Source organism: Halobaculum marinum (assembly GCF_029338555.1).
Taxonomy (GTDB): domain Archaea; phylum Halobacteriota; class Halobacteria; order Halobacteriales; family Haloferacaceae; genus Halobaculum; species Halobaculum marinum.
Genome location: NZ_CP119989.1, coordinates 2,696,731 through 2,718,638 on the forward strand (window position 1 = coordinate 2,696,731; position 21,908 = coordinate 2,718,638).

Sequence of the window (21,908 nt, forward strand, 5' to 3'; positions counted from 1 at the left end):
CGGCGACGGCAAAGCACTACCCTTTTGACCGGGCGGAGAATACCGGGCGGTAATGGGCCGACGAAAGAAAATCGTACAGGAATGTGAGGAACTGATGGACGAGCCGGAGCAGATCCGGAACATCGCCATCGCTGCTCACGTCGACCACGGGAAGACGACACTGACAGACAACCTGCTCGCCGGTGCGGGCATGATCGCCGACGCGGACGAGGCGACGCAGCTCGTGATGGACACCGAGGAGGACGAGCAGGAGCGTGGGATCACCATCGACGCGGCGAACGTCTCGATGACCCACGAGTACGAGGACGAGAACCACCTGATCAACCTGATCGACACCCCCGGCCACGTCGACTTCGGTGGCGACGTGACCCGCGCGATGCGCGCCGTCGACGGCGCGCTCGTCGTCGTGGACGCCGTCGAGGGCGCGATGCCCCAGACGGAGACGGTCGTCCGGCAGGCGCTCCGCGAGGGCGTCAAGCCGGCGCTGTTCATCAACAAGGTCGACCGCCTCATCTCCGAGCTCCAGGAGGGGCCCGAGGAGATGCAAAAGCGCCTCCAGGACGTCATCGCCGACGTCAACGAGCTCATCCGCGGGATGACCGAGGAGATGGACGACATCACCGAGGACTGGACGGTCTCCGTCGAGGAGGGTACCGTCGGGTTCGGCTCGGCGCTGTACAAGTGGGGCGTCTCGCTCCCGTCGATGCAGCGCACCGGCATGTCGTTCGCCGACATCATCGAGCTGGAGCAGGACCACAAGCGGCAGGAGCTCCACGAGCGCACGCCGCTGTCGAACGTCGTGCTCGACATGGTCGCCGAGCACTTCCCGAACCCGCTCAAGGCGCAGCCGTTCCGTATCCCGCGCATCTGGCGCGGCGACGACGAGTCCGACATCGCCGAGGACATGCGGACGGTCAACCGCGAGGGCGACATCGTGTTCATGGCGACCGACATCGGGATGGACCCCCACGCCGGCGAGATCGCGACCGGTCGCGTCTTCTCCGGCACGCTCCGCAAGGGCCAGGAGCTGTACGTCTCCGGCACCGCGGGCAAGAACCGCGTCCAGTCCGTCGGGATCTACATGGGCGGCGAGCGCGAGGAACTCGACCGCGGTGTCCCCGCAGGGAACATCGCGGCCGTCACCGGCCTGAAGGACGCCATCGCTGGCTCTACGGTCTCCGACAAGGAGATGACGCCGTTCGAGTCGATCGAACACATCTCCGAGCCCGTCATCACGAAGTCCGTCGAGGCGAAGTCGATGGACGACCTGCCGAAGCTCATCAAGACGCTCCAGCAGGTCGCGAAGGAGGACCCGACGATCCGCGTCGAGATTAACGAGGACACGGGCGAGCACCTCATCTCCGGACAGGGCGAGCTCCACCTCGAGGTCATCACCCAGCGCATCCAGAAGAACCAGGGCATCCCGGTCCAGACCGGTGAGCCGATCGTCGTCTACCGCGAGCAGCCCCAGCAGGAGTCGCGCGAGGTCGAGGGCGTCTCGCCGAACCGCCACAACAAGTTCTACATCACCGTCGAGCCGCTCGCCGACGACATCGTCGAGACGATCCAGCTCGGCGAGGCCTCGATGAGCATGCCCGAACTGGAGCGCCGCGAGGCGCTGCAGGACGCCGGCATGGACAAGGACACGTCCCAGAACGTGGAGCACATCCACGGGACGAACATCCTCATCGACGACACGAAGGGTATCCAGCACCTCAACGAGACGATGGAACTCGTCATCGAGGGCCTCGAGGAGGCGCTCGACGACGGTCCCCTCGCTGCCGAGCCCGTCCAGGGTGCGCTGCTGCGCCTGCACGACGCGCGTCTGCACGAGGACACCATCCACCGCGGTCCGGCGCAGGTCATCCCCGCCGTCCGCGACGCCGTCCACCGCTCGCTCATCGACGGCGAGGTGCGCCTCCTGGAGCCGATCCAGGACGTCCGCATCGACGTGCCCAGCGAGCACATGGGCGACGCCTCCGGTGAGATCCAGGGTCGCCGCGGCCGCGTCGACGACATGTACCAGGAGGGTGACCTCATGGTCATCGAGGGCATCGCGCCCGTCGAGGAGATGATCGGCTTCTCCTCCGACATCCGCTCGGCCACCGAGGGCCGCGCCTCCTGGAACACGGAGAACGCGGGCTTCCGTGTGCTCGTGGACAACCTCCAGCGCGAGAAGATCATGGAGATCCGCGAGCGCAAGGGCATGAAGCTCGAACTGCCGCAGTCGATCGACTACATCTGAGGTCGCGACGGGGTCCAGCCCCGTTCGGTTCTCGCGGTTCTCGCGACTCTTCGGTTCTCGCGGTCTTCTCTCCGACCGTCACGTCCGACAGCGGGGGCGCCGTCGAACCGTCACCGGTGCGGCGCGAACGCCGACGGATCGTCGGCGATCCCACAGGATCGTTCACACACTGGCAAGCATCGCCACGGTAGAAGGCTTATCACCTCCCCGTCTACACCGATGTGATATGCCAAGTGGCACGACCCACGGTCGGCGCGACGGCTGCAGACAGCACCCCCAGCCCCGCACGCCGATCACAATTATTGGGTCGAGAGCCACACCCCCCATCGGGACACGCTCGGTCGTCGCCGGACGCGACGGCGTCGACGCCGCCGCAGTGGCCGACGCGACCACCCAGGGGCCGTTCGAACGGAGGGCACGGTAAGATGCCCTCCGAGTCGACGCCAGCCCCCGACGAGCCGTCGGTGGACGCCGACGCGGACTCGGCAGTCGAGGGCGAGGACCCCGAGACGGACGGCGGCCACGAGACGGAACTGCAGGCGCACACGATCAGGCTCGAACTCGTCGACGAACCGGGCCAACTGCTCGCGGCGCTGAAGCCAATCGCCGACAACGGCGCGAACCTCCTGTCGATCTTCCACGAGCGCGGGAGCCTCACGCCGCGGGGACGCATCCCCGTCGAGGTGGACATCGAGTGTCCGCCCGCGCGCTTCGAACCGATCCTCGAGGACCTTCGCGAGCAGGGCGTCAACGTGATCCAGGCGGACGCAGAGGAGTACGGCGACGAGGTGACGCTGATCCTCGTGGGCCACCTCGTCGACACCGACCTGTCGGACACGCTCAAGAGCATCCAGGACCGCTCGGGGGCCTCGGTCGCCGACATCGACCTGTCGGCCCCCGCGGGCGCCGGGTCGGAGGCGCACTCCAGCGCGCGACTCCGCCTGCGGGCGCGCGCCGGACAGATCGCCGACGTCGTCGCGAGCGTGCGCGAGGTGGCCGCCGAGAAGGACATCCACGTCATCGCGCCACTGGAGGGCCAGCCATGAAACTGGCCGTCCTCGGTGCGGGCGCGGTCGGGCGGTCGGTCGCCGAGTTGGCGGGCGAGTACGGGCACGAGGTGACGGCGCTGGCGGACTCCTCGTCCGCCGTCGTCGACGACGGCGGGGTCGACGTGGCCGCCGCGCTCGAACGCAAAGACGCGGGCGAGTCGCTGGGCGACGCCGAGCCGCGGGACGCACTCGTGGGCGAGTACGACGCGCTAGTGGAGGCGACGCCGACGACGCTGGGCGACGCCGAGCCAGGGTTCTCGCACCTGCGGACGGCGCTGGAGCGCGACAAGCACGTCGTGCTCGCGAACAAGGGGCCGGTCGCCGAGCGGTACGCGGACGTGCGTGAACTGGAGGCCGAGTCCGACGGCGACGTGTACTTCGAGGCGACCGTCGGCGGCGCCATCCCGGTGTGTGCGACCGTCGACGACCTCGGCGCGAAGCACGTCTCCGCGGTGCGGGGCATCCTCAACGGCACGGCGAACTTCGTGCTGTCGCGGATGGCCGCCGAGGGGCTCGACTACGACCACGTGCTCGCGGAGGCACAGGACCTGGGCGTCGCGGAGGCTGACCCCTCCTTCGACGTGGAGGGCACCGACGCGGCGCTCAAGTGCGTCATCGTCGCGAACGTGCTCCGGGAGGCCGACTGCGACTCGCTCGACGACCTCCGGGAGGCCGAGGTGACCCTCGCGGACGCCGAGGTAGAGGGAATCCGGAACATCCCCGGGAGCGCGCTGGAGTTGGCCGCCGAAGACGGGCGGACCGTCCGCCTCGTCGGCGAGGCGACGCGCGAGCGCGTGAGCGTCGGCCCGCGCCTCGTCCCCGAGCACGGCACCCTCGCGGTGACGGGGACGCGCAACATCGTCGAAATCGACCACGAGTACGCCGGCAACCTCGCCATCTCGGGGCGGGGCGCCGGCGGCGAGGAGACCGCCAGTGCGGTGCTGGCCGACGTGGCGCGACTGGAGTAGCGCTCCACCCTCGTTCATGGGCGCCGTCGCGGCGTCGGAGCCGACTCGTTCTCAGCAGTTCGATCACCGTTCGATCCACCGCGCGGAGCGCGAGGAGAACACCCAGATCCGGGTGACCGGAGCGACCGAGCGACCCATTGTAACGGCGACACACGGCACGGTTACACACGGGCAAATCGCAAGCAAGCGCCGGGGTGGTCTGCCTGACGTATCGAAATGGTTTTAGGGCGTTCGACCGTTACACGTCCTTACAGAGCGCCTCAGCGCGTGATTCCAATATGAGCGACAAACCCCACCAGAACCTGGCCATCATCGGCCACGTCGACCACGGGAAGTCCACGCTCGTCGGGCGGCTCCTCTTCGAGACAGGGAGCGTCCCCGAGCACGTGATCGAGCAGCACCGAGAGGAAGCCGAAGAGAAGGGCAAGGGCGGATTCGAGTTCGCCTACGTCATGGACAACCTCGCAGAGGAGCGCGAGCGTGGTGTCACCATCGACATCGCCCACCAGGAGTTCGACACCGACGAGTACTACTTCACCATCGTCGACTGCCCGGGCCACCGTGACTTCGTGAAGAACATGATCACGGGCGCCTCGCAGGCCGACAACGCGGTGCTCGTCGTCGCGGCCGACGACGGTGTCGCGCCGCAGACCCGCGAGCACGTGTTCCTGGCCCGCACGCTGGGTATCAACGAGCTCATCGTCGCCGTCAACAAGATGGACGTCGTCGACTACTCGGAGGACACCTACAAGGAGGTCGTCTCCGAGGTCGAGCAGCTCCTCAAGCAGGTCCGCTTCGGCACCGAGGACGCCTCGTTCATCCCGATCTCGGCGTTCGAGGGCGACAACATCGCCGAGCGCTCCGACAACACGTCGTGGTACGATGGCAAGATCCTCCTGGAGGCCCTCAACAGCCTGCCGGAGTCTGAGCCGCCGACGGACGCGCCGCTGCGTCTGCCCATCCAGGACGTCTACACCATCTCGGGTATCGGGACCGTCCCCGTCGGACGCCTCGAGACCGGCGAGATGCGCTCGGGTGACAACGTCTCCTTCCAGCCGTCCGACGTGGGCGGTGAGGTGAAGACGATCGAGATGCACCACGAGGAAGTCGACTACGCGGGTCCCGGCGACAACGTCGGCTTCAACGTCCGCGGCGTCGGCAAGGACGACATCCGCCGTGGCGACGTCTGTGGCCCCGCCGACGACCCGCCGTCGGTCGCCGAGACGTTCCAGGCGCAGGTCGTCGTCATGCAGCACCCGTCCGTCATCACGGCGGGCTACACGCCGGTCTTCCACGCCCACACGGCGCAGGTCGCGTGTACGATCGAGTCCATCGACCAGAAGCTGGACCCGTCCTCGGGTGAGGTCGCCGAGGAGAACCCGGACTTCATCAAGTCGGGCGACGCCGCCATCGTGACGGTGCGCCCCCAGAAGCCCATCAGCATCGAGCCGTCCAGCGAGATCCCGGAGCTGGGCTCCTTCGCCATCCGCGACATGGGTCAGACCATCGCGGCCGGCAAGGTGCTCTCCGTCAACGAGCGGTAAATGCCCGGACAGCAAGCGCGCGTCCGACTCGCGGGCACGAGCCCCGACGACCTGGACGACATCTGCGCCGACGTCCGCGAGATCGCGGACAAGACCGGCGTGGCGCTGTCGGGCCCCATCCCGCTCCCCACGAAGACGCTGGAAGTGCCGGCCCGCAAGTCCCCGGACGGTGAGGGGACGGCGACGTGGGAGCACTGGGAGATGCGCGTCCACAAGCGGCTGATCGACATCGACGCCGACGAACGCGCGCTCCGTCAGCTCATGCGGATCCAGGTCCCGAACGACGTCTCGATCGAGATCGTCCTCGAGGACTGACCTGAGGCGCACCGGACCCACCGCGGGTCCCTCGTCACCGACGACCGTTCTCACCGTTTTTCACACCCGCCAGCGGCAGCGCCGCGATCCGCCGGCACGGTTTTGCACATCCGCCGCCCACGACGGGGTATGTCCGTCACCCGGTCCTCGACACGGGCAGGCTCCCTCCGACCGGTCGCCGAGACGCTCGCGCTGATGGCGCTGGTGTCGGCGGCGTTCTGGCTGGTGGGCCTGCTCACACGACCGCTCGCTGCGTTCCTGTTCGTGCTGTCGCCGCCGACGCTCGGCCACCCGTGGACGCTCGCGACGAGCGTGTACGCCCACGCGGGGGTCGGCCACCTGCTGTCGAACGCGGTGGTCGTCGTCGTCGCCGGCGTCCCGGTCGCCGCGGCGACGACGCGGCTCCGCTTCCACGCGTTCGTGCTCGCGACCGGTGCGCTCGCCGGCCTGGCACAGGTCTGGGTGGGTGGGCTCTTGACGCCCACGGGTGTCGTCGGCATCAGCGGCGCCGCGTTCGCGCTCGTGGGCTACGTCGCCGCCGCCAACCCCGCCGCCGACGCGCTCGGTCGCGTGGCGCGCCGGGTCGACGTGCCACCCCGCGTCGTCGTCGTCGCGGTGGGGCTGGTGGCGGTGGCCGTGACCCTCGCGTTCAGCCCCGCCGGGAGCGCGCTGATCGCCCACCTCGCGGGGCTGTCGCTGGGCGTCGTCGCGGGCCGCGCGCGCCTGCTCCGTGTGTGAGGAACGCACGATGGCGTGGTGAAACGGAACCCTCAAGTGTCGCCCCGGACTCTCAGGAAGTGCGGGCTCGTAGATCAGTGGTAGATCGCTTCCTTCGCAAGGAAGAGGCCCTGGGTTCAAATCCCAGCGAGTCCACTCGCGTTTCTCTCACCGCCTGTACGGACAACGTGGTACCAACCTCGCAAACACCCAGTAGCGGTGGTTATTGCCGCATCTCGCGTACACCTAGCGGTGACACAAGATGGTGTATCTCCTCGCACGAGCGAACGTCGCGGACGTCGACGCGTGGCAAACGGCGTTCGACGCGAACGACGACTACCGAACTGAACACGGACAGCGCGGCTACCAGGTGTTCCGTCCGCGCGACGCCCACGACGAGGTCGTGGTGCTGTTCGAGTGGGACGACGAGCGCTCCCCGGTGGAGTTCTTCGACTCGCCCGGGATGCGCGAGCGGATGCGCGAGGCGGGCGTCCAGGGCCGCCCAGAGATGACCCTCGCCGACGAGGTCACCCGGACCGCGCCGGCGGGGCCGTCCGCCTGAGGTCGGCCCGCGGCGTCGACCCCGGTCGATCGTCGGGTCGGCGCCGTACCTCGGTTTCACTTTCACTCCGCGTGGCTCGCGTACAAGGCCCCTCCCGTGCAGAACGAAGTATGAGCATCACCCCGGCTGTCGCCGCCCCGGAGCGCGTCGACGTGGAATCTGGGACACGCGCGCGTATCGACGTGACGGAGACGAGCGTCCACGAAGTCGAGTCGTTCCTCCGGCGCCACGAGTGCGCTGTGCACTTCGAGCGCCGCGGCGGCACGACGGATCTGGTCGTCGTCGCCGAGGAGTGAGTACGGCGGGCCGCCGGTAACTGCGCCGGTCGCCGTCCCGGTCGGAGGGCCGACCTACTCGGGGACGGTGTCTGGCCGGTCGTACTGTGCGTCCTCGGGGTCGTCCATCACCTCGACGCCGCGGTTGTTCACCGCGTACGAGTCGAGGCCGACCTCCTGCATGAACTGCTTGTAGAGGCGCTCGGCGGTCTCGGCGTCCTTCTGCTTGTCCGAGGCGCTGTCACACAACTCGATCAGGTTCTCGGGCACGTCGTTCTCGTGGACGATCCAGTGGTTGATCAGGTCCGAGAGCCGGCGGATCGGGCTGGTGAAGTGACCGTAGATGTCGAAGTTGAGCGCGTGGTGCCCGCCGAACGGGTCGTTCATGTACTTCGCGCGGGGCATCACCTTCAGCACGGCGCGTTGGATCTTGTTGAGCTGGCGGTCGGGTGCCGCCTCGAGCGCGGCGTTGACGGCAATGCGCGGGTCGTCGCCCCAGGCGTCGCCCGGGATGGAGACGCCGTCGAGTTCCTGGATCTCTTTGAGCGCCTTGTTCCACTGCTCGGGGGTGGGCTGGGGGTGGACGCGGTACATCGCCTCGACCCCGCGGTTCCACATCAACTCGTGTGTGACCGCCTTGTTCGCCTTCAGCATGCACTCCTCGATGATGGTGTGGGCGCGGTCGCGGCTCGGGTTGAGCACCAGCGAGCCGTCCTTCTTGCGCTGCTCGTGGAGTTGGTCGGCCACGTCGTACGCGAGCGCGCACTTCTCGTGGAGCGGCGCGTCGGGGTCGTCGAGGCGGCGCTCGCACTGCTTGTAGGTGAGGCGCTCGTCGGAGTTGATCACCGACTTGTAGATGTCGAGCGTGTCGAAGCTGAGCGTCTCCTTGTCGAGGTGCATCTCGACGGTGTGGGCGAGCCGATCCTCGTTGGGCACCAGCGAGCACACCGTCTCGGCGAGGATGGGCGGGAGCATGTGGATGGTGTAGCCGGGGAGGTACACCGTGTTCCCACGCTCGACGGCCTCCTCCCACATCGCGGAGTCTGGGTGGACGTAGTGGCTCACGTCGGCGATGTGGACCCACAACTGGTACTCGTCGTCGTGCTCTTCGATGGAGATGGCGTCGTCGAAGTCCTGCGCGTCCGCTGGGTCGGTCGTCCACGTCGTCAGGTCACGCAGGTCGCGTCGCTCGTCGACCTCGTCTTGGATCTCCTGTTGGACGCCCTCGGTGCGGTCTTTCGCCTCGCGCATCACCTCGGGCGGGAACTCGTCGCGAATCTCGAACTCGGCGAACAGCGACTCTCGCTTGTCGGCGAGCGCGTCCGCGAGCCCTTCGGTGATCGTCACCGGCCCCTGCGCCTCGGCGGTGCCTGGGTCCGGCTCCTCGTCCTGCTGGGCGTCACTCATGGGCCGGCGTACGGGAGTGCGGTACGTGAGGGTTTCGGGGAGGGCGTCGCCGAGCGAGTGCGCACCGCGAACGAGCGAGGCGACGACACACCGGCGGTGAGGTCCTCGGGCCGAGCCGCCCACGAACGGACCAAGTACCGATCAGTACGGAGTGAGCGACCGAGGCGACGACGAGACGGCGGAGCGGTCCTGTGCCGCTCCGCCCACGAATCGGTCCCACCTCTGGTCAGTGCCGAGAACGACCGAGACGACGACGAGACGGCGGCGAGAGCAGGGTCGCGAGCGACCGCGGCGGTGACGAGCCGACGCGACCAGCAGAGTGCCGTCAGCTACTACCAGCGGTCGCGACGGAAGCAGAGACTCGGACCCCCCGGTCGTACCCGACCGTTCGAGGCTCTCAGTCGCGGTGACCGTCGGCGTCCTCGGTGTCTGCTTCGGGGCCACCGTACCGCTTCAGTACCTCCGTCTGGTAGGCGGCGACGTACGCTTCCTGCGTGTCACCGCCGGCGGACGCCTCGACGTCGGTCAGCAGTTCCTCCAGGTCGCCGCGCGGCTGGTGTGACAACTCGCGGTAGCACTCCTTACACAGGTACTCGAACTCCTTGTCGCGGCGACTCCACCGGTCGCCCTCTTTGTCGTACTCGCGGGCGTCGTCGCGGGGGAGCGACTCACCACAGGCGATGCAGATGACGGAGGACCGGTCCCGGTCCCGCCGGGAACCCCACATGGAGCCTACTGCGGCGCGAGCGGACTTAGCGTTTGTCGTGAGAACGTTGCTCGCGTCACTTGGTAACAGGATACTACCCGCCGTTGCGCGGGCGGTCGACCGACGGGTCGCGAGCGCCGTCCGACGGCGAGCGGTCGATTTATCCGGCGCACGCGCGCATTATGGAGTATGCAGGTCAAGTCACGCCACCATCTCCGGAGCGACGCCGTCTCGGAGATTCGCGAGGCGCTCGCCGACCGCCTCGGGGTCGACCTCGACGGCGACTCCTTCGAGTTGGTCGAGCTGACCGACTCCCCGTTCGACCTCGTGCTCGTCGACGGCGACCCGGACGTGCTGTACTACGAGAGCGACGACGCCGAGCGCGAGCCGTTCGTCACCGTCAGCGGTGCGAACGCCCACCCGCCAGAGCGAGGCGTCGTCACCGTCGACGCCGGCGCGGTGTCGTTCGTCTCCGACGGCGCTGACGTGATGCGCCCCGGGATCACCGAGGCCGACGACTCCATCGCCGAGGGCGACCTCGTCGCTATCGCCGAGGAGACGCACGGGAAGGTGCTCGGAATCGGGCGCGCGCTCGTCGACGGGAGCGAGATGGTCGGCGACTCGGGCAAGGTCGTCAAGTCGCTCCACCACGTCGGCGACGACCTCTTCGAGTTCTCCGTCTGAACCGGTTCTCGTCGCGGGCGCAGGCGGCAGTCACCCGCGACGGTCGATGCTCAGCCGAACACGACGACTCGCACGGCACCAGCCACGGGGCTCCACACGAGCAGGCCCACCCCGAGGAAGAACACGCGCACGTCTGATGGGAGCGACTGCGCGGCCGCCTCCTCGTGGTCGCGCACGCTCCCGGCGGTGCCCGTCGCGTCGGCGTTCGAGGCCGCCGTCGACATCCGGACCTCGCCGCCACCGCCGACGGCCCACAGGAGCGTCACGAGGCCGGCGACGAACGTGAGGACCGCCGCGGTCGTCCCCGCGAGCGCGACCAAGAGAGCGACGCTCCCGCCGGCGACGACAAGGCTGTACCGGAGGAGACCGCGACGGACGAGGGGCCAGTTCACAACCGGACGTGACTGCCGACCGACAAGTGCGTTCGGGTGAGCCGTCACCGTGACCCGTCGGCCGGGGTCGGGTCGCACGGCGCGTCCACGTACGTCGGCCCGATACCGATGGGCGCGTCCGCGGTCTCGGCGAGGCTACCGATCTTGACCACGGCGGCGAGACAGCCGGGATCCTCGCGGTCGTCCGGGTAGTAGTCCTCGTAGTCGGCTCGGGTGAACGTGTGCGCCCACGTCTGCGACTCTCTGTCGCCGTCCTCACCGTAGTGGAGGGCGCGAACGGTGTACTCCCCCCGGACCGCCGGCCACGTCGGCGGGACGACCGTGACCGGAACGCCGTCCTCGGCGGTGAGCGCGGGGAGGTCGATCAGGCGGTCGAGTACCGTCTCCTCGTCGCGGGTCACGATCAACCGGATCCGATTGGAGACGAACGAGTTGTTGATCACCTCGATGCGACCCAGCACGGTTCCGTTCCTACCGAGCCGCGACGAACAGCCAGCGAGCGCGGTCGCTCCGGCGGCAACGGCGCTCTCGAGGAACGTGCGACGACGCATTTTCCTCGACCGTGAGGCGGCAGGCGGAAATAGGTGCCCGCGACGCGACTACTCCTCTGTCGCTTCGGCGTCGCCCGCGTCGGCGTCGTCTGCTCCGCCGTCGTCCTCGTCGTCGTCGAGTTCGTCGGCGTACTCGGCCTCCAAAATCTCCTGGCCCCGCCGGGCCTCCTCGAAGGTCTCGCGCAGGTCCGCGACGGGCGTCTCGGTCGCGTCGACGCGGAGGTCGTCGTAGTAGGCGCCGAACGGTTCGTCCTCGGTGTTGGCCACCTGCAGCGCCGCCGACTGCACCGGGAGGTGCTCGCGCTTGTCGCCGCCCTCGGCGTGGCCGGCCTCCAGCGCGTCGATCAGGCGCTCTGCCAGCGGCGCGTCGCCGAAGGCGTCGGACTCGTACGTGTCGGCGACCGCCGCGACCACGGACTCGCCCGCGAGGAGGTTGCCCGCGACGGTGTAGTTCTCGCCGCTGGTGTGGCCGTACCAGTCGTTGCACTCCTCACCCGAGAAGGTGAACGTCCCGTCGGCGTCGACGCCGTGGAGTTGGCGCTGTTCGGCGCCGTCGTCGGCGTTGAGCAGCGACTGGAGCGCGTCCTCGACGGCGAGGCCGTCGCCGAGGTACGCTATCCCCTTGCGGCCCAACTCCACGTTCACGAGCGACTGTGTCGCCACGGCGCCGTGCTCGGAGACGAACGGGCACAGCGTGCCGACGCCCGGCAGACGGGTCGTCACCGCGACGCCGAAGCGCGTGTGGCGCTCGCCGTCGTCGGTGTACTCCTCGCGGACGCAGATGCTGAAGGTCATGCTCGTGGGGCGCTCGGGCCGGTCGGACCAAGAACTCGGGGGTCCCGGAACCGCACATCGGGTGGTCGGTGCGGCGCGTCCGACGGACGTGCGCGGTCTGTATGACGTACAGACTTATGGGTGGAGCCACTTCAGGAGTGTACATGGGCATCATGAGCAAGATCCTCGGCGGCGGCGGCACCCACAGCGCCGAGGACTACGTCGAGTTGGACCTCGACGACTTCGAGAGCGCCCGCGGCGGCGCGGGGATGCAGGTGCACATCGCGGAGATCGCAGACCAGCGCGACGTGATCGACATCAAAGACGCCGTGTACGACGGCGACTTCGTCATCGCGGACATCACCCGACACTCCACGACCGACCAGACGGTCGAGCGCATCATCGACGAACTCCGACAGGTCGTCGGCGAGGTGGACGGCGACATCGTCCAGAAGGGCGACGACCAGCTCATCATCACGCCGACGGGCGTGACGGTGAGCCGCGAGAAACTCGGGGAGTAGCGCCTCCCCCGCGGATCGACCGTTCTCCGATCAGGCGTCGAACTCCGTGAGTTCCGACTTCCGCGCCTCCGAGGGCGGCGTGTCGGACTCGTGGGCGGCGCGGTAGGCGGCGCGGTAGCGGTTGATCTTCCGCAGCAACACCAGCGCGAACAGCCCGTCGAACAGCGCGATGTACACGAACGACGACGCGAGCGACGGGAGGCCGACGATGGAGGTCAAGACGGCCGATCCGATGCCGACCGTGGAGTTGTACATCGCGTGGATGAGCGCCGCGATGAGTAGCCCCTTCACGACGATGGGCCCGCGGCTCTCGGGGTTGAACTTCGCCAGCCCGAGGTAGTAGCCCGCGAACGCCGAGTAGATGACGTGACCCGGGCCCGCCAGCGCGCGGGTGAACGTGATCCCCCCGCCGATACCGATGAGGCCGAGCCCGAGGTCGAGACTCCCCGTCTGCTCGATGCCGCGGGAGATGTACAGCGCGTTCTCGATGAAGGCGAAGCCGAGACCGGCCATCGCGCCGTACACCGCGCCGTCGAGCACGGAGTCGAAACTGTCGTGTCCGTAGGCGTACAGCCGGACCGCCAGCAGTTTCACCGTCTCCTCGACGGGGCCGACGATGAGGAAGAAGAACAGCACCGTCCCGAGGAAGCCGACCGGCTGGAAGTACGGCTGGGCGACGGAGTTGAGGATCGCCGCGAAGTTCGCGGTGAGCACGCCGAGCAGGAACGTCGCGACGAGCAGGCCGAGCGGTTCGTTCGTCGTGATGTCCGAACGGTAGACGTACGCGGCGAGCGCGAACGCGGGGACCGCAGAGAGGACGGTCAACACACCGATCCCGGGCGTCGACACGGCGGTGAGCCCCCCGATCGCCAGCAGGAGCGCGAACGCCGTCACGATCACCGCGATCCGCGCCGACCCCGACAGGAGTCGGTAGATCGCGACGGCTAGTCCGTCGAGCGACGTCCGTTCCTCCCAGGTCGCCACGTCGTACAGGTCCACCGAGGAGTCGGCCGCCTCCTCGATGGGGTCCGTCCGCTCCTTCTTGGCCATCGTGTGTCGGGGTGGAGACGCGCCGGCGACTTGTGTCTTGTCGCAGATCGACCGTCGGAGCCGCGACCGGTACGCTTGACACGCGCCCCGACCAAGCCGGGGTATGCACTTCGACCCGCGCGAACAGGCCGCGCTCCGCGAGGTCGGGCTCGACACCGACGACCTCCGGCGGGCCTCGGATCTGGTCGGCGAGGCCGTCGACGACGTGGCCGACGACCTCGCCGCCTTCTTCGAGGGCGGCGGCACGTACTACTCCGACATGGACACGGCCCACGGCGACGGCGGCGTCCGCGAGCACGACGTCGACCACCTCGACGTGTACACCCACGCCGCCGACCTCCGTGGCTACCTGAAGTTCGAGCGCTGGGGCGTCCCCGTCGAAGACGGGCGCGTGTTGAACGAGGAGACGGTCGAGTTGACGCTCGGCCCGTCCATCCACGACCGCGTCCGGTTCGCGACCGACCCCGAGGCGCTATGAGTGGCGGCGCAGACGACGGTGCGGACGGAAGCGGGGACGGCAGCAGGGACGGCGGTACAGACGACAGCGGCAGCGACGACACCCACAGCGTCCGGGTGCGCGGCATCTACTCGACCGCGCTCACCCGGTCGTTCCTCGACGCCGGGCACGAGGTCGTCCAGGCCAGCCCCCCGATCCGGCGGCGCTTCGACGCGGAGTTGCCCGCGAGCGACCACGACGCCGCGGTCGACACGACCGACGACCGGCAGGGCGTGGGCGTCGCGGGCGACCCCGACGCGGTGGCCGCCATCCGCGCGCACCTGCTCGACGTGGGGGTCGACGCGCTCGCGTGGGACGACCCGACGCCGTTGGGCGCGGTGTTCGACGGCGTCGTGACGGAGACGCTCGGCGGCGGCGCCGTCGTCGACCTGGGGGAGGCGGGCGCGGAGGGATACCTCCCGTACAGCAACGCAGACGGCCACGTCGGCGAGGACGACACCGTCCGCGTGCAGGTGCTCGAACCGGCCGCTCCGTGGGAGGACGACCGTCCCGTCCTCGACACCCGAGTCCGAGCGATGGCCGGGTTGGCGACACTCGTGCCCGGTCGGGAGGGCGTCCGCGTCAGCGGCGCCGACGACGCCGACGCCCGCGAACTCGCGGGGATGACCGACCTCCTCTCGCCCGACACCCCCGACGGCTGGGGGATCGAGTGGTCGCGCGACGCCCGGGACGCCGACATGGACGCGCTGTCGGCGGCGCTGGAGCGCGCGAGCGACCGCGCGCGCACCCTCGACGACGCCCTCGACGACCCGCCGACGGAACTGGGGCGGGTCGCCGCGCCGACGGCGGGCGCGTGGGTGTGGTTCGGTCGCGAGTGCCGCTTCGCGCTCGACGACGAGCGGCGGGCGGTGACGACCACGATGCCGGGCCACCACCGGACGAAGGCGGCTTCCCGAGACGCCTCGGCGGGCGTCGACCTCGCGGAGGCGCTGTGTCAGTTCGACGACGCCGACACGGGTGACGACGACACGGACTTCCCGTTCGGCGTCGTCACCGAGCAGTTCGGGCCGAGCGAGGGCGACCAACTCGCCATCGGCCACGGGAAGCCCGACGGGCGGTTGATCGTGCTCGGACGCGGCGAGGTGACCGACCTCGACCCGTCGGACGGGTCGCTCACGCTGGAGCGTCGGATGAGCGCCGGCGGTACGTACGACGCGCTGGACGCTCGCCGCGAGTCGGGCGACGTGGCGACGACGACGTTCCGGGAGGGTCGGTGGTGGTACCCGACCGTCTACCGGACGGCAGACGGCGAGCGGAAGGGAACGTACGTGAACGTCTGCACGCCCGTCGAGGCGTTCCCCGATCAGATTCGCTACGTCGACCTCCACGTCGACGTGGTGAAACACGCCGACGGTCGCGTGGAGCGCGTCGACGACGACGAACTGGACGAGGCGGTCGAGCGCGGGCAGCTCACCGAGGAACTCGCGGAGAAGGCGCGCAGCGTCGCCGGGGCGCTCGAACGGGCGCTGTAAGTCACAGTTTCGGGGCGTCGCTCAGCCCGAGTCGTCGCTCAGTCCAACTCGCGGATGACACGCGCGGGGTTGCCGCCGACGAGGGTGTCCGCCGGCACGTCGCGAGTGACGACCGACCCGGACGCGACCACGGCGCGGTCGCCGACCGTGACGCCCGGGTTGAGTATCGCCCGGCCGCCGACCCACACGTCGTCGCCGACGGTGACCGGCTCGGCCGACTCGTTCCCGCGGCGCGCCTCGGCGTCCATCGGGTGGGTCGCGGTGTACACGTGGACCCCCGGACCGAGTTTGCAGTAGTCGCCGAAGCGCACGGGCGCGGCGTCGAGGACGACACAGTCGAAGTTGGCGTAGAACTCGTCACCGACGTGGAGATTGTAGCCGTAGTCACACCGGAACGGCGGTTCGACGAAGGCTCTGTCGCCGAGACTCCCGAACAGCTCGTCGAGGATCGCTCGTCTGGTTGCCGGTTCGTCGGGGCCAGTGTCGCCGTACTCGGCCGTGAGTCGGCGCACCCGCCGTCGGTCGGCGACGAGGTCGGGATCCTCGGGGTCGTACGACTCACCCGCGGTCATCCGTTCGCGTTCGCTCGGCACGAGTGGGCGTCGCGGTCGGGGGAGAAAGAACCTCGGGGGCCGCCGCGCTCAGAAGTGGTCTGCCGACTCCGAGGAGTACTGGAGGTCGCCGCCGCGACCGCCCTCGACAGTGCTGGAGCCCATGTCGCCCGTGTCGGGCACCTTCACGTGGACCTCCTGCACCTCGTCGAAGTCCATGATGAGGTCGCGCTTGATGTTCTGTGCGGTGATGTCCGAGATGCCACAGCCGGAGCACGTGCCGCCCAACTCCACGACGACGACGCCCTCGTCGGGGTCGGCCTCGCGCACGACGCTGGTCCCGCCGTGCATCTGGATGATCGGCATCTGCCCGACCATCCACGTCTCGACGCGCTCCGCGAGGTCGCTCATGGACTGAACTTCGGCCCGGGAGGCTTGAAACCTTGCGGTTCCGCGACACCGCCGATAGCCGGAAGAAACTCCCTCACGGTCGTTCGAGACGGATCCAGGAGGAACGCAGTGGCGTCACTCCGCCGCGTCGTCGCCCTCGCCACCTCCGCGGCCCCGCGACCGTCGCCGCGCCAGCGCAGTTCCGCCAGCGATCCCCGCGAGCGCGACGAGGGCACCGAACCCGGGGGCGGCGGCGGCCGACGGGGTGGGCGAGTCCGTCGGCGTCGACGGCGGGTGCGGTGTGGCACTCGGCGTCGGCGAAGCAGTTCGTGTGGCGACCGTCGTCGTGACCGCTGCCTCGAATCGGGTCCGGTCGCCACCCGCGCCCGGCGCGTCGGGAAACGTCCACAGACCGGCGTCGGCGCCGTCGCGCGTGCCCATCGACGTGGCGACGAAGGCGTCACCGGGCACCGCGAGACGGGCGGTCCAAAAACGGGTGGTCGCCGGGTCGGCCCACCACGTCTCCTCGACGGGGTCGCTCGGGTCGGACACGTCGTGGCGTTTCACGCCGCCCTGGTACCAGGCCGTGTACAGCGTGTCCCCTCGGAAGTCGAGGTTGTGCGCGGTCGTCCACGTCCCCCCGAACGTGGGGTCGGGCGTCGGCGGCGGGTTGATACGCGACAGGTGTGCGGGGGCGGCGGGGTCGGTCACGTCGTACAGGTCGACGCCGCTTGGACCACCGCGCACGTCGCCGTCGCGCTCGACGGCCCACGTCTCGCGACCGACCGCGAGCACGTCGCCGCCGGGCGACAACAGCGAGTAGTGGTGGTTCCCGGGCGGGACGACGCCCGCACGGGGACCGGCGTCGGCGAGAGGCCCGGGGTTGCTCGGGTCGACGGCGCCGAGGAACGAGGGGTCGGTGGGGTCGGACACGTCCAGCAGGTACGTCCCGGCGTCCCAGTAGGCGAGCGCGGCGACGCCGTCGACGACGGTCACGTCGTGGACCGTCCGGAGTCCCGAGCGCACGGACACCCAGCCGTCGTCGTGGTCGAACAGCGACCAGCGGGCGGCCTCCGTCGCCGTGTCGAGGTCGACGACGACGAGGGGGTTCCCCTCCTCGCCGTTCCCCGTCAGGTAGCAGTAGCGACCGTCGAGGTCGCAGTTGTGGATCGGGAACTCGGTGGGGTAGAAGTCCAGTTCCGTGGGGTCGGTGGGGTCGGACACGTTGACGACGAGCACGCCGTGGGGGAGGTCTCGACCGGGGTGGGCCGGGCCGACGACGGCGAGGCGGTCGCCGGACACCTTCACGTCGTTGAGGAGGCCCAGCGGTCCGTCGGGGTGGTCCGGGAGCAGGTCGCGACGCTCTGCGAGGAGCGTGGGCTCGGCCGGGTCGGACACGTCGACCGTGGCGTAGCCGTCGCCGAGCGCGAGGTACGCCGTCGCGCCGTCGGCGGAGACGACGGCCTCGCGGGCACCGGCGACCGAGAGGGAGCCGAGCGGTTCGTAGCCCGCCGACGAGTCGCCGGACTGTGCGCTCGCACGACGGACGGAGGGGCTGCCGAGGACGCCCGCGCCGAGGGCCGCCCCGGCAGCGCGGAGCACGCGACGGCGTCGCATACCGGACGGTCGGGCCGGACGCTGATAGGGGTAGCGACGGTCGACGAGGCGGGTGCGAGAAGGGAGCGGGCGTGGGCAGTGTGGGTAACGTGCTGGTACTACGTCGTCCGCTCGCCCGTGCCGCCGGTGATGGCCGACGCGAGCGCGCCTTTCACCACCACGTCGTCGCCCATGTTGGTTAGTTGTACGTCTGGGACGTTGACGAAGGTCGTCTCCTCCAGGCGCTCGCGCACGGGGTCGAGCACGAGGTCGGGGTTGTTGAGCGCGACCGCGCCGCCGACGCGGACGACGAGCGGGGCGTAGGCGTTCGCGAGGTTGGTGAAGCCGACGACGTTCCAGTCGGCGACCCGCTCGATCACCAGGTCGGCGAGCGGGTCGGCGTCGTGGGCCTCGAACACGTCGACCGCGGAGAAGTCGGGGTCGTCGACGGGGAGGTCGGTGTGGATGTCCTCGGCGTCGGCGAGGTGGCGCGCGTACTTCGGGATGTTGTTGCCAGAACAGTACGCCTCCCAGTGGCCGTCGCGGCCACAGCCACACGTCATCGTGCCGGTGGCGTCGACGACCATGTGGCCGACCTCGCCGGCGTTACCGTCCCACCCGGAGAGGACGTGGCCGTCGACGCAGACGCCCGCGCCCAGCCCCGAGGAGATGGTGACGTACGCCATGTCGTCGGGGTTGCGGTCGCTGAGGAAGCGCTCGCCGATGACGCCAGCGATAGTGTCGTTGTGGAGGTACACGCGGTCGGTGTGTAACAGTTCGCCGAGGGGACCGACGAGGGGGACGCGCCCGATGTCGGGGATGTTCGCCGGCCCGTCGATGACGCCCTCGGCCAAGTCCAGAGGACCGATCGACCCGATCCCGGCGGCCGCGACGACGCTCGGGTCGACGTTCGCCTTCGCGCACGCCTCGCGGACCACGCGCAACACCGCCTCGGTGATCGCGATGCCGGAGGTCCGCGGCGTGTCTGTCTCGGCCCGTGCGATGATGTCGGCCTCGTCGTCGCCGACGACGCCGCGGAGGTTCGTGGCCCCGAGGTCCACGCCCACGTAGTAGGCCATCGTTCTCGGTGTGACCGCGGCGGCACTTACGGATACCGCTTTCTCACATCAATGCGAGTTAATCGATGTCGCGGCTGTCGCTGTCGAGCCCCGGGTGGCACAGACGACTCCCAGGGAGGGGCCGATCAAAGCCAACAAAACGGAAGGAAACCGCCGATCGCACTCTCGCGTCCTTACTGCTCGCGGACGAACGTCACCGGGCACGGCGCCGACAGCAGGATCTGCTGGGCGGTCGACCCGAACACGGCCTTCCCGGTCGGCGAGCGCTTGCGGCCGCCGACGAACACACGGTCGGCGCCGACGCGCTCGGCCAACTCGGCGATGCTGTCGCCGGCGTCGCCGACGACGCCCTCGACGGCGTACTCGACGCCGGCGGCCTCGATGGCCTTCGTGGCGCGCTTGACGCCGCCGAGGCGGCGGGCCACGTCCGACGGCGTGCCGTCGACGCCCTCCAGCGCCGACAGCGCGTCGTCTACGTCGGACTGCGTCTCGAACGCGTGGGCGACCACGATCTGTGCACCAGTCTGTGTGGCCAGTGCGATCGCTTCCTCGACCATGTAGTCCAGTCGGTCGCCGTCGTCGCGCTTCACCGTCAGCAGGATCGTCTCGATGCTCATACACCCTCATACTTCCCGCAACGTGAAAAGCGTAGTGCTGATTTACTCGGAGTCGAATAAATGTTTATCACGGTCTACAACACGCGATCCCGAGGGTCTGGGAGCGTGGTATCGAGGAACGGGGGAGTGGTCGATCGTGAGAGATCCGTCGATAGCCAGAGCTGGTGTCGGGCGACTGACGACGAACGAGTTGTCGCAGAAAGCGCGACGGGGGACGCTCAGTAGTCGGGGGCGTCGTCCTCGACCTCGCGCTTGAGCGAGTCGCGGCGGGACTTCGCGTCGCGCCCGGTGGCGTCGAGCAGGAACTGGTTCTTCTTGTCGACCGCCTCGCCGGCGGCCTCGAGTTCGTCGGGACTCAGCTCGGTCGGGTCTCGCTCTTCGAAGTGGACGGCGAGCTTGTCCTTCTTGCCCGAGTAGGAGGCGGCGCCGGCGACGATGCGCTTGAACACCGGGTTGTCCGGCTCCTCGACGACGTACAGTTCGTGGCCGTTGAACTCCTCGGTGCCAGAGATGGGGCCGAATCGCTCCTCGATCTCGGCTTTCAGGTCTGGCATCCGGTCCTCCAAGTGCTCGCCGCGGCGCATCTTGTACTCCTTCATACCCCGCCGTTTGCCCGGGGACGGTAAACACGTTTCGTCAGCCACCGCTGTGACCTGTCTGCCCGTCGAACTCGACGGGCGGCGGCGCCGTCGCTTCGCGAACGGTGACGAGTGAGAACGTCGCGCAGACGGGGGGGAACGCTCCGCGTCGCGCGACGGGAGTGGTCGGGGCTACTGGAGTTCGCGCTCCTCGATGTACCCGCGCTTGCAGTCGGGGCAGATGTCGCCCGCGCGCATCGAGGAGGCGCCGACGGGTTCGCGGTTCCCGCAGTCGGGGCAGACGTACACCGTCTCGATCCGATCGGCGGTGGTCGTCAACTCGACCTGCGGTCGGCTCGACTCGCGCTCGGCGGCGGCGTCGGGCGCCGTTCCGTTCCGCGCGCTCGGCGGCGACGACCGCCCGGCGTCGGGGTCCGCCTCGATGAACTCCACGTCCTCGTCGGTGCCCTCGGTGGCGTCGGCGTCGACCTGCGGCGTGAGGTTGCCGTCGACGGAGACGCCGGCGTCGTCGGCGCCGACCTCGGCGTCGTACCCCTCGTCTTCGCCGCGCTGTTCGGGCCACTCGCTCGGGCCGTCGCCGTCGATGAACTCCGCGTCCTCGTCGCCCGAGGCCGCGGCGCCCGCCTCGTCGGCACCTGCGGCGTCCGGAACGACGTCGGTCCGAGCCTCGTTGGCCGCGGGGTCCTCGGCGTCCGGCGCGTCGTCGCCGAGGATCTCCACGTCCTCGCCCTCGCCCGCCGCCGGACTGTGGGCGCCGTCCGCATCCTCCGCGACGTCCGGAGTCTCAACTGGCTCGTCGTCGGGCCACGCGGCCTCGTCTTCTTCGGGTGCCGCCTCGTCGCGGCGGTTCGCGTCCGCGTCGGGCCACTCACCGTGCGCGCGTCCGGTGTCGGGGGCCGCCGCGCCGTCGTCGGTCGACGCGGCGTCGGTCGGCTCCTCGGCGTCGATGATCTCGGCGTCCTCCTCGACGTCGCCGTCGACCGCGTCGTCGTCCAGGTCAGCGGTCGGGTGGTCGAAGTCGTCGTCGACCGCATCCGAGTCCGCCTCGGCGACGCCGGTCGGCACGCTCCCCACGTCGGTGTCGGTCGCCTCAGTCTCGGCGCCTGCGGCGCCCGCGTCCACAGGTCCGTCGGTCACGGCGTGGTCGGTCAGCGACGTGACTTCCTTGCTCTCGGAGACGACGCGCGTCTCGCCACATCGCTTGCACTCTTTCACCTCCGTGATCGAGACGACGACCTCGTCCCCCCGTTCCTCCCGGTCTCGCTCGGTCCTCGGCTCGGTGAAGTCGTGGCCGAGGAGACATCTGAGTCCCATTGTGCCTACGAAT

Annotated in this window: 25 protein-coding genes and 1 tRNA gene; 12 read left to right on the top strand and 14 right to left on the bottom strand. The window is 69.4% G+C overall.

The features are described from left to right. Positions 1 to 52: 52 nt before the first annotated feature. The 8 genes from P0R32_RS14065 to P0R32_RS14100 all read left to right on the top strand — a co-directional run bounded on the left by P0R32_RS14065 (position 53) and on the right by P0R32_RS14100 (position 7,400). On the top strand, positions 53 to 2,245 hold the full coding sequence (locus P0R32_RS14065; RefSeq protein ID WP_276237657.1) for an elongation factor EF-2: 2,193 nt from the start codon (positions 53 to 55) through the stop codon (positions 2,243 to 2,245). A gap of 425 nt (positions 2,246 to 2,670) precedes the next feature. After that, positions 2,671 to 3,291 (top strand): amino acid-binding protein, encoded by a 621-nt coding sequence (locus P0R32_RS14070; protein ID WP_276237658.1) that lies wholly within the window; start codon positions 2,671 to 2,673, stop codon positions 3,289 to 3,291. Next, positions 3,288 to 4,262 (top strand): homoserine dehydrogenase, encoded by a 975-nt coding sequence (locus tag P0R32_RS14075; protein ID WP_276237659.1) that lies wholly within the window; start codon positions 3,288 to 3,290, stop codon positions 4,260 to 4,262. Before P0R32_RS14070 ends, P0R32_RS14075 begins: the two co-directional genes overlap by 4 nt. Positions 4,263 to 4,540: 278 nt before the next feature. Next, complete coding sequence (gene tuf / locus P0R32_RS14080; protein WP_276237660.1) at positions 4,541 to 5,806, top strand: translation elongation factor EF-1 subunit alpha; 1,266 nt, start codon at positions 4,541 to 4,543, stop codon at positions 5,804 to 5,806. Then, positions 5,807 to 6,121, top strand: coding sequence for a 30S ribosomal protein S10 (gene rpsJ / locus P0R32_RS14085; RefSeq protein ID WP_276237661.1), 315 nt, complete (start codon positions 5,807 to 5,809; stop codon positions 6,119 to 6,121). 129 nt (positions 6,122 to 6,250) lie between these two features. After that, positions 6,251 to 6,859, top strand: a complete 609-nt coding sequence (locus P0R32_RS14090; RefSeq protein WP_276237663.1) for a rhomboid family intramembrane serine protease — start codon at positions 6,251 to 6,253, stop codon at positions 6,857 to 6,859. A gap of 63 nt (positions 6,860 to 6,922) precedes the next feature. Beyond that, a tRNA-Ala gene (locus tag P0R32_RS14095) sits at positions 6,923 to 6,994 on the top strand. Positions 6,995 to 7,100: 106 nt separating this feature from the next. Further along, complete coding sequence (locus P0R32_RS14100) at positions 7,101 to 7,400, top strand: antibiotic biosynthesis monooxygenase (protein WP_276237664.1); 300 nt, start codon at positions 7,101 to 7,103, stop codon at positions 7,398 to 7,400. A gap of 62 nt (positions 7,401 to 7,462) precedes the next feature. Here the strand turns inward: P0R32_RS14100 and P0R32_RS17960 are convergent, their stop codons facing one another. The 3 genes from P0R32_RS17960 to P0R32_RS14115 form a co-directional block, all read right to left on the bottom strand. After that, positions 7,463 to 7,645 carry a DUF1826 domain-containing protein gene (locus P0R32_RS17960; protein ID WP_432765125.1) on the bottom strand — a complete coding sequence of 61 codons (183 nt, stop codon included), beginning with the start codon at positions 7,643 to 7,645 and terminating at the stop codon, positions 7,463 to 7,465. A gap of 105 nt (positions 7,646 to 7,750) precedes the next feature. Further along, on the bottom strand, positions 7,751 to 9,082 hold the full coding sequence (locus P0R32_RS14110) for an RNB domain-containing ribonuclease (RefSeq protein WP_276237667.1): 1,332 nt from the start codon (positions 9,080 to 9,082) through the stop codon (positions 7,751 to 7,753). Between the two features lie 397 nt (positions 9,083 to 9,479). Further along, positions 9,480 to 9,809, bottom strand: coding sequence for a DUF7562 family protein (locus P0R32_RS14115; protein WP_276237668.1), 330 nt, complete (start codon positions 9,807 to 9,809; stop codon positions 9,480 to 9,482). Between the two features lie 168 nt (positions 9,810 to 9,977). On the opposite strand from P0R32_RS14115, the gene P0R32_RS14120 reads away from it, so the two are divergent. Beyond that, positions 9,978 to 10,472 carry an RNA-binding protein gene (locus P0R32_RS14120; RefSeq protein WP_276237669.1) on the top strand — a complete coding sequence of 165 codons (495 nt, stop codon included), beginning with the start codon at positions 9,978 to 9,980 and terminating at the stop codon, positions 10,470 to 10,472. Between the two features lie 50 nt (positions 10,473 to 10,522). On the opposite strand, the gene P0R32_RS14125 is transcribed toward P0R32_RS14120, so the two are convergent. Genes P0R32_RS14125 through P0R32_RS14135 form a run of 3 tightly spaced genes read right to left on the bottom strand, consistent with a single transcriptional unit; the run spans position 10,523 to position 12,210 of the window. Continuing rightward, a complete protein-coding gene (locus P0R32_RS14125; protein ID WP_276237670.1) occupies positions 10,523 to 10,864 on the bottom strand; it encodes a DUF8070 family membrane protein in 342 nt (113 codons plus the stop codon). Between the two features lie 44 nt (positions 10,865 to 10,908). Next, the gene (locus P0R32_RS14130; protein WP_276237671.1) at positions 10,909 to 11,415 is read right to left on the bottom strand and encodes a hypothetical protein; all 507 of its coding nucleotides are present in this window, start codon (positions 11,413 to 11,415) and stop codon (positions 10,909 to 10,911) included. A gap of 48 nt (positions 11,416 to 11,463) precedes the next feature. After that, positions 11,464 to 12,210, bottom strand: coding sequence for a DUF1028 domain-containing protein (locus P0R32_RS14135; RefSeq protein WP_276237672.1), 747 nt, complete (start codon positions 12,208 to 12,210; stop codon positions 11,464 to 11,466). Positions 12,211 to 12,353: 143 nt separating this feature from the next. On the opposite strand from P0R32_RS14135, the gene P0R32_RS14140 reads away from it, so the two are divergent. After that, the gene (locus tag P0R32_RS14140; RefSeq protein ID WP_276239413.1) at positions 12,354 to 12,710 is read left to right on the top strand and encodes a cell division protein SepF; all 357 of its coding nucleotides are present in this window, start codon (positions 12,354 to 12,356) and stop codon (positions 12,708 to 12,710) included. Positions 12,711 to 12,740: 30 nt separating this feature from the next. On the opposite strand, the gene P0R32_RS14145 is transcribed toward P0R32_RS14140, so the two are convergent. After that, positions 12,741 to 13,760 (bottom strand): PrsW family intramembrane metalloprotease, encoded by a 1,020-nt coding sequence (locus P0R32_RS14145; protein WP_276237673.1) that lies wholly within the window; start codon positions 13,758 to 13,760, stop codon positions 12,741 to 12,743. Positions 13,761 to 13,863: 103 nt separating this feature from the next. Between P0R32_RS14145 and P0R32_RS14150 the strand changes: the two genes are divergently transcribed. Together P0R32_RS14150 and P0R32_RS14155 are read left to right on the top strand one after the other, a co-directional pair. Next, entirely contained in the window at positions 13,864 to 14,238 is a 375-nt protein-coding gene (locus P0R32_RS14150; protein WP_276237674.1) for a DUF7532 family protein, read from the top strand. After that, positions 14,235 to 15,749, top strand: a complete 1,515-nt coding sequence (locus P0R32_RS14155; RefSeq protein WP_276237675.1) for a ribonuclease FAU-1 family protein — start codon at positions 14,235 to 14,237, stop codon at positions 15,747 to 15,749. The genes P0R32_RS14150 and P0R32_RS14155 overlap by 4 nt, the downstream gene beginning before the upstream one ends. 38 nt (positions 15,750 to 15,787) lie before the next feature. On the opposite strand, the gene P0R32_RS14160 is transcribed toward P0R32_RS14155, so the two are convergent. From P0R32_RS14160 to P0R32_RS14190, 7 genes are all read right to left on the bottom strand, one after another. Beyond that, a complete protein-coding gene (locus P0R32_RS14160) occupies positions 15,788 to 16,342 on the bottom strand; it encodes a sugar O-acetyltransferase (protein ID WP_276237676.1) in 555 nt (184 codons plus the stop codon). A gap of 48 nt (positions 16,343 to 16,390) precedes the next feature. Beyond that, positions 16,391 to 16,711, bottom strand: coding sequence for a NifU family protein (locus P0R32_RS14165; RefSeq protein WP_276237677.1), 321 nt, complete (start codon positions 16,709 to 16,711; stop codon positions 16,391 to 16,393). A 114-nt stretch (positions 16,712 to 16,825) separates the two neighbouring features. Beyond that, the gene (locus P0R32_RS14170; protein WP_276237678.1) at positions 16,826 to 18,307 is read right to left on the bottom strand and encodes an LVIVD repeat-containing protein; all 1,482 of its coding nucleotides are present in this window, start codon (positions 18,305 to 18,307) and stop codon (positions 16,826 to 16,828) included. Positions 18,308 to 18,405: 98 nt separating this feature from the next. Further along, positions 18,406 to 19,365 (bottom strand): ROK family protein, encoded by a 960-nt coding sequence (locus P0R32_RS14175; protein WP_276237679.1) that lies wholly within the window; start codon positions 19,363 to 19,365, stop codon positions 18,406 to 18,408. 173 nt (positions 19,366 to 19,538) lie between these two features. Continuing rightward, positions 19,539 to 19,982: a universal stress protein gene (locus P0R32_RS14180; protein ID WP_276237680.1), complete on the bottom strand. Its 444-nt coding sequence runs from the start codon at positions 19,980 to 19,982 to the stop codon at positions 19,539 to 19,541. A gap of 218 nt (positions 19,983 to 20,200) precedes the next feature. Beyond that, positions 20,201 to 20,581 carry a DUF5611 family protein gene (locus P0R32_RS14185; protein ID WP_276237681.1) on the bottom strand — a complete coding sequence of 127 codons (381 nt, stop codon included), beginning with the start codon at positions 20,579 to 20,581 and terminating at the stop codon, positions 20,201 to 20,203. 171 nt (positions 20,582 to 20,752) lie between these two features. Further along, positions 20,753 to 21,895, bottom strand: coding sequence for a DUF7093 family protein (locus P0R32_RS14190; protein WP_276237682.1), 1,143 nt, complete (start codon positions 21,893 to 21,895; stop codon positions 20,753 to 20,755). Positions 21,896 to 21,908: the final 13 nt, after the last annotated feature.

What these genes read in the sequence shown, in the direction of transcription:
- P0R32_RS14165 (WP_276237677.1), bottom strand. Translation starts at nt 16,711, where the DNA reads ATGAGCGACCTCGCGGAGCGCGTCGAGACGTGGATGGTCGGGCAGATG.
- P0R32_RS14070 (WP_276237658.1), top strand. Translation starts at nt 2,671, where the DNA reads ATGCCCTCCGAGTCGACGCCAGCCCCCGACGAGCCGTCGGTGGACGCC.
- P0R32_RS14115 (WP_276237668.1), bottom strand. Translation starts at nt 9,809, where the DNA reads ATGTGGGGTTCCCGGCGGGACCGGGACCGGTCCTCCGTCATCTGCATC.
- P0R32_RS14135 (WP_276237672.1), bottom strand. Translation starts at nt 12,210, where the DNA reads ATGACCTTCAGCATCTGCGTCCGCGAGGAGTACACCGACGACGGCGAG.
- P0R32_RS14100 (WP_276237664.1), top strand. Translation starts at nt 7,101, where the DNA reads ATGGTGTATCTCCTCGCACGAGCGAACGTCGCGGACGTCGACGCGTGG.
- P0R32_RS14180 (WP_276237680.1), bottom strand. Translation starts at nt 19,982, where the DNA reads ATGAGCATCGAGACGATCCTGCTGACGGTGAAGCGCGACGACGGCGAC.
- P0R32_RS14170 (WP_276237678.1), bottom strand. Translation starts at nt 18,307, where the DNA reads ATGCGACGCCGTCGCGTGCTCCGCGCTGCCGGGGCGGCCCTCGGCGCG.
- P0R32_RS14175 (WP_276237679.1), bottom strand. Translation starts at nt 19,365, where the DNA reads ATGGCCTACTACGTGGGCGTGGACCTCGGGGCCACGAACCTCCGCGGC.
- P0R32_RS14120 (WP_276237669.1), top strand. Translation starts at nt 9,978, where the DNA reads ATGCAGGTCAAGTCACGCCACCATCTCCGGAGCGACGCCGTCTCGGAG.
- P0R32_RS14145 (WP_276237673.1), bottom strand. Translation starts at nt 13,760, where the DNA reads ATGGCCAAGAAGGAGCGGACGGACCCCATCGAGGAGGCGGCCGACTCC.
- P0R32_RS14185 (WP_276237681.1), bottom strand. Translation starts at nt 20,581, where the DNA reads ATGAAGGAGTACAAGATGCGCCGCGGCGAGCACTTGGAGGACCGGATG.
- P0R32_RS14150 (WP_276237674.1), top strand. Translation starts at nt 13,864, where the DNA reads ATGCACTTCGACCCGCGCGAACAGGCCGCGCTCCGCGAGGTCGGGCTC.
- tuf (WP_276237660.1), top strand. Translation starts at nt 4,541, where the DNA reads ATGAGCGACAAACCCCACCAGAACCTGGCCATCATCGGCCACGTCGAC.
- P0R32_RS14110 (WP_276237667.1), bottom strand. Translation starts at nt 9,082, where the DNA reads ATGAGTGACGCCCAGCAGGACGAGGAGCCGGACCCAGGCACCGCCGAG.
- P0R32_RS14155 (WP_276237675.1), top strand. Translation starts at nt 14,235, where the DNA reads ATGAGTGGCGGCGCAGACGACGGTGCGGACGGAAGCGGGGACGGCAGC.
- P0R32_RS14090 (WP_276237663.1), top strand. Translation starts at nt 6,251, where the DNA reads ATGTCCGTCACCCGGTCCTCGACACGGGCAGGCTCCCTCCGACCGGTC.
- P0R32_RS14075 (WP_276237659.1), top strand. Translation starts at nt 3,288, where the DNA reads ATGAAACTGGCCGTCCTCGGTGCGGGCGCGGTCGGGCGGTCGGTCGCC.
- P0R32_RS14190 (WP_276237682.1), bottom strand. Translation starts at nt 21,895, where the DNA reads ATGGGACTCAGATGTCTCCTCGGCCACGACTTCACCGAGCCGAGGACC.
- P0R32_RS14065 (WP_276237657.1), top strand. Translation starts at nt 53, where the DNA reads ATGGGCCGACGAAAGAAAATCGTACAGGAATGTGAGGAACTGATGGAC.
- P0R32_RS14140 (WP_276239413.1), top strand. Translation starts at nt 12,354, where the DNA reads ATGGGCATCATGAGCAAGATCCTCGGCGGCGGCGGCACCCACAGCGCC.
- P0R32_RS14130 (WP_276237671.1), bottom strand. Translation starts at nt 11,415, where the DNA reads ATGCGTCGTCGCACGTTCCTCGAGAGCGCCGTTGCCGCCGGAGCGACC.
- rpsJ (WP_276237661.1), top strand. Translation starts at nt 5,807, where the DNA reads ATGCCCGGACAGCAAGCGCGCGTCCGACTCGCGGGCACGAGCCCCGAC.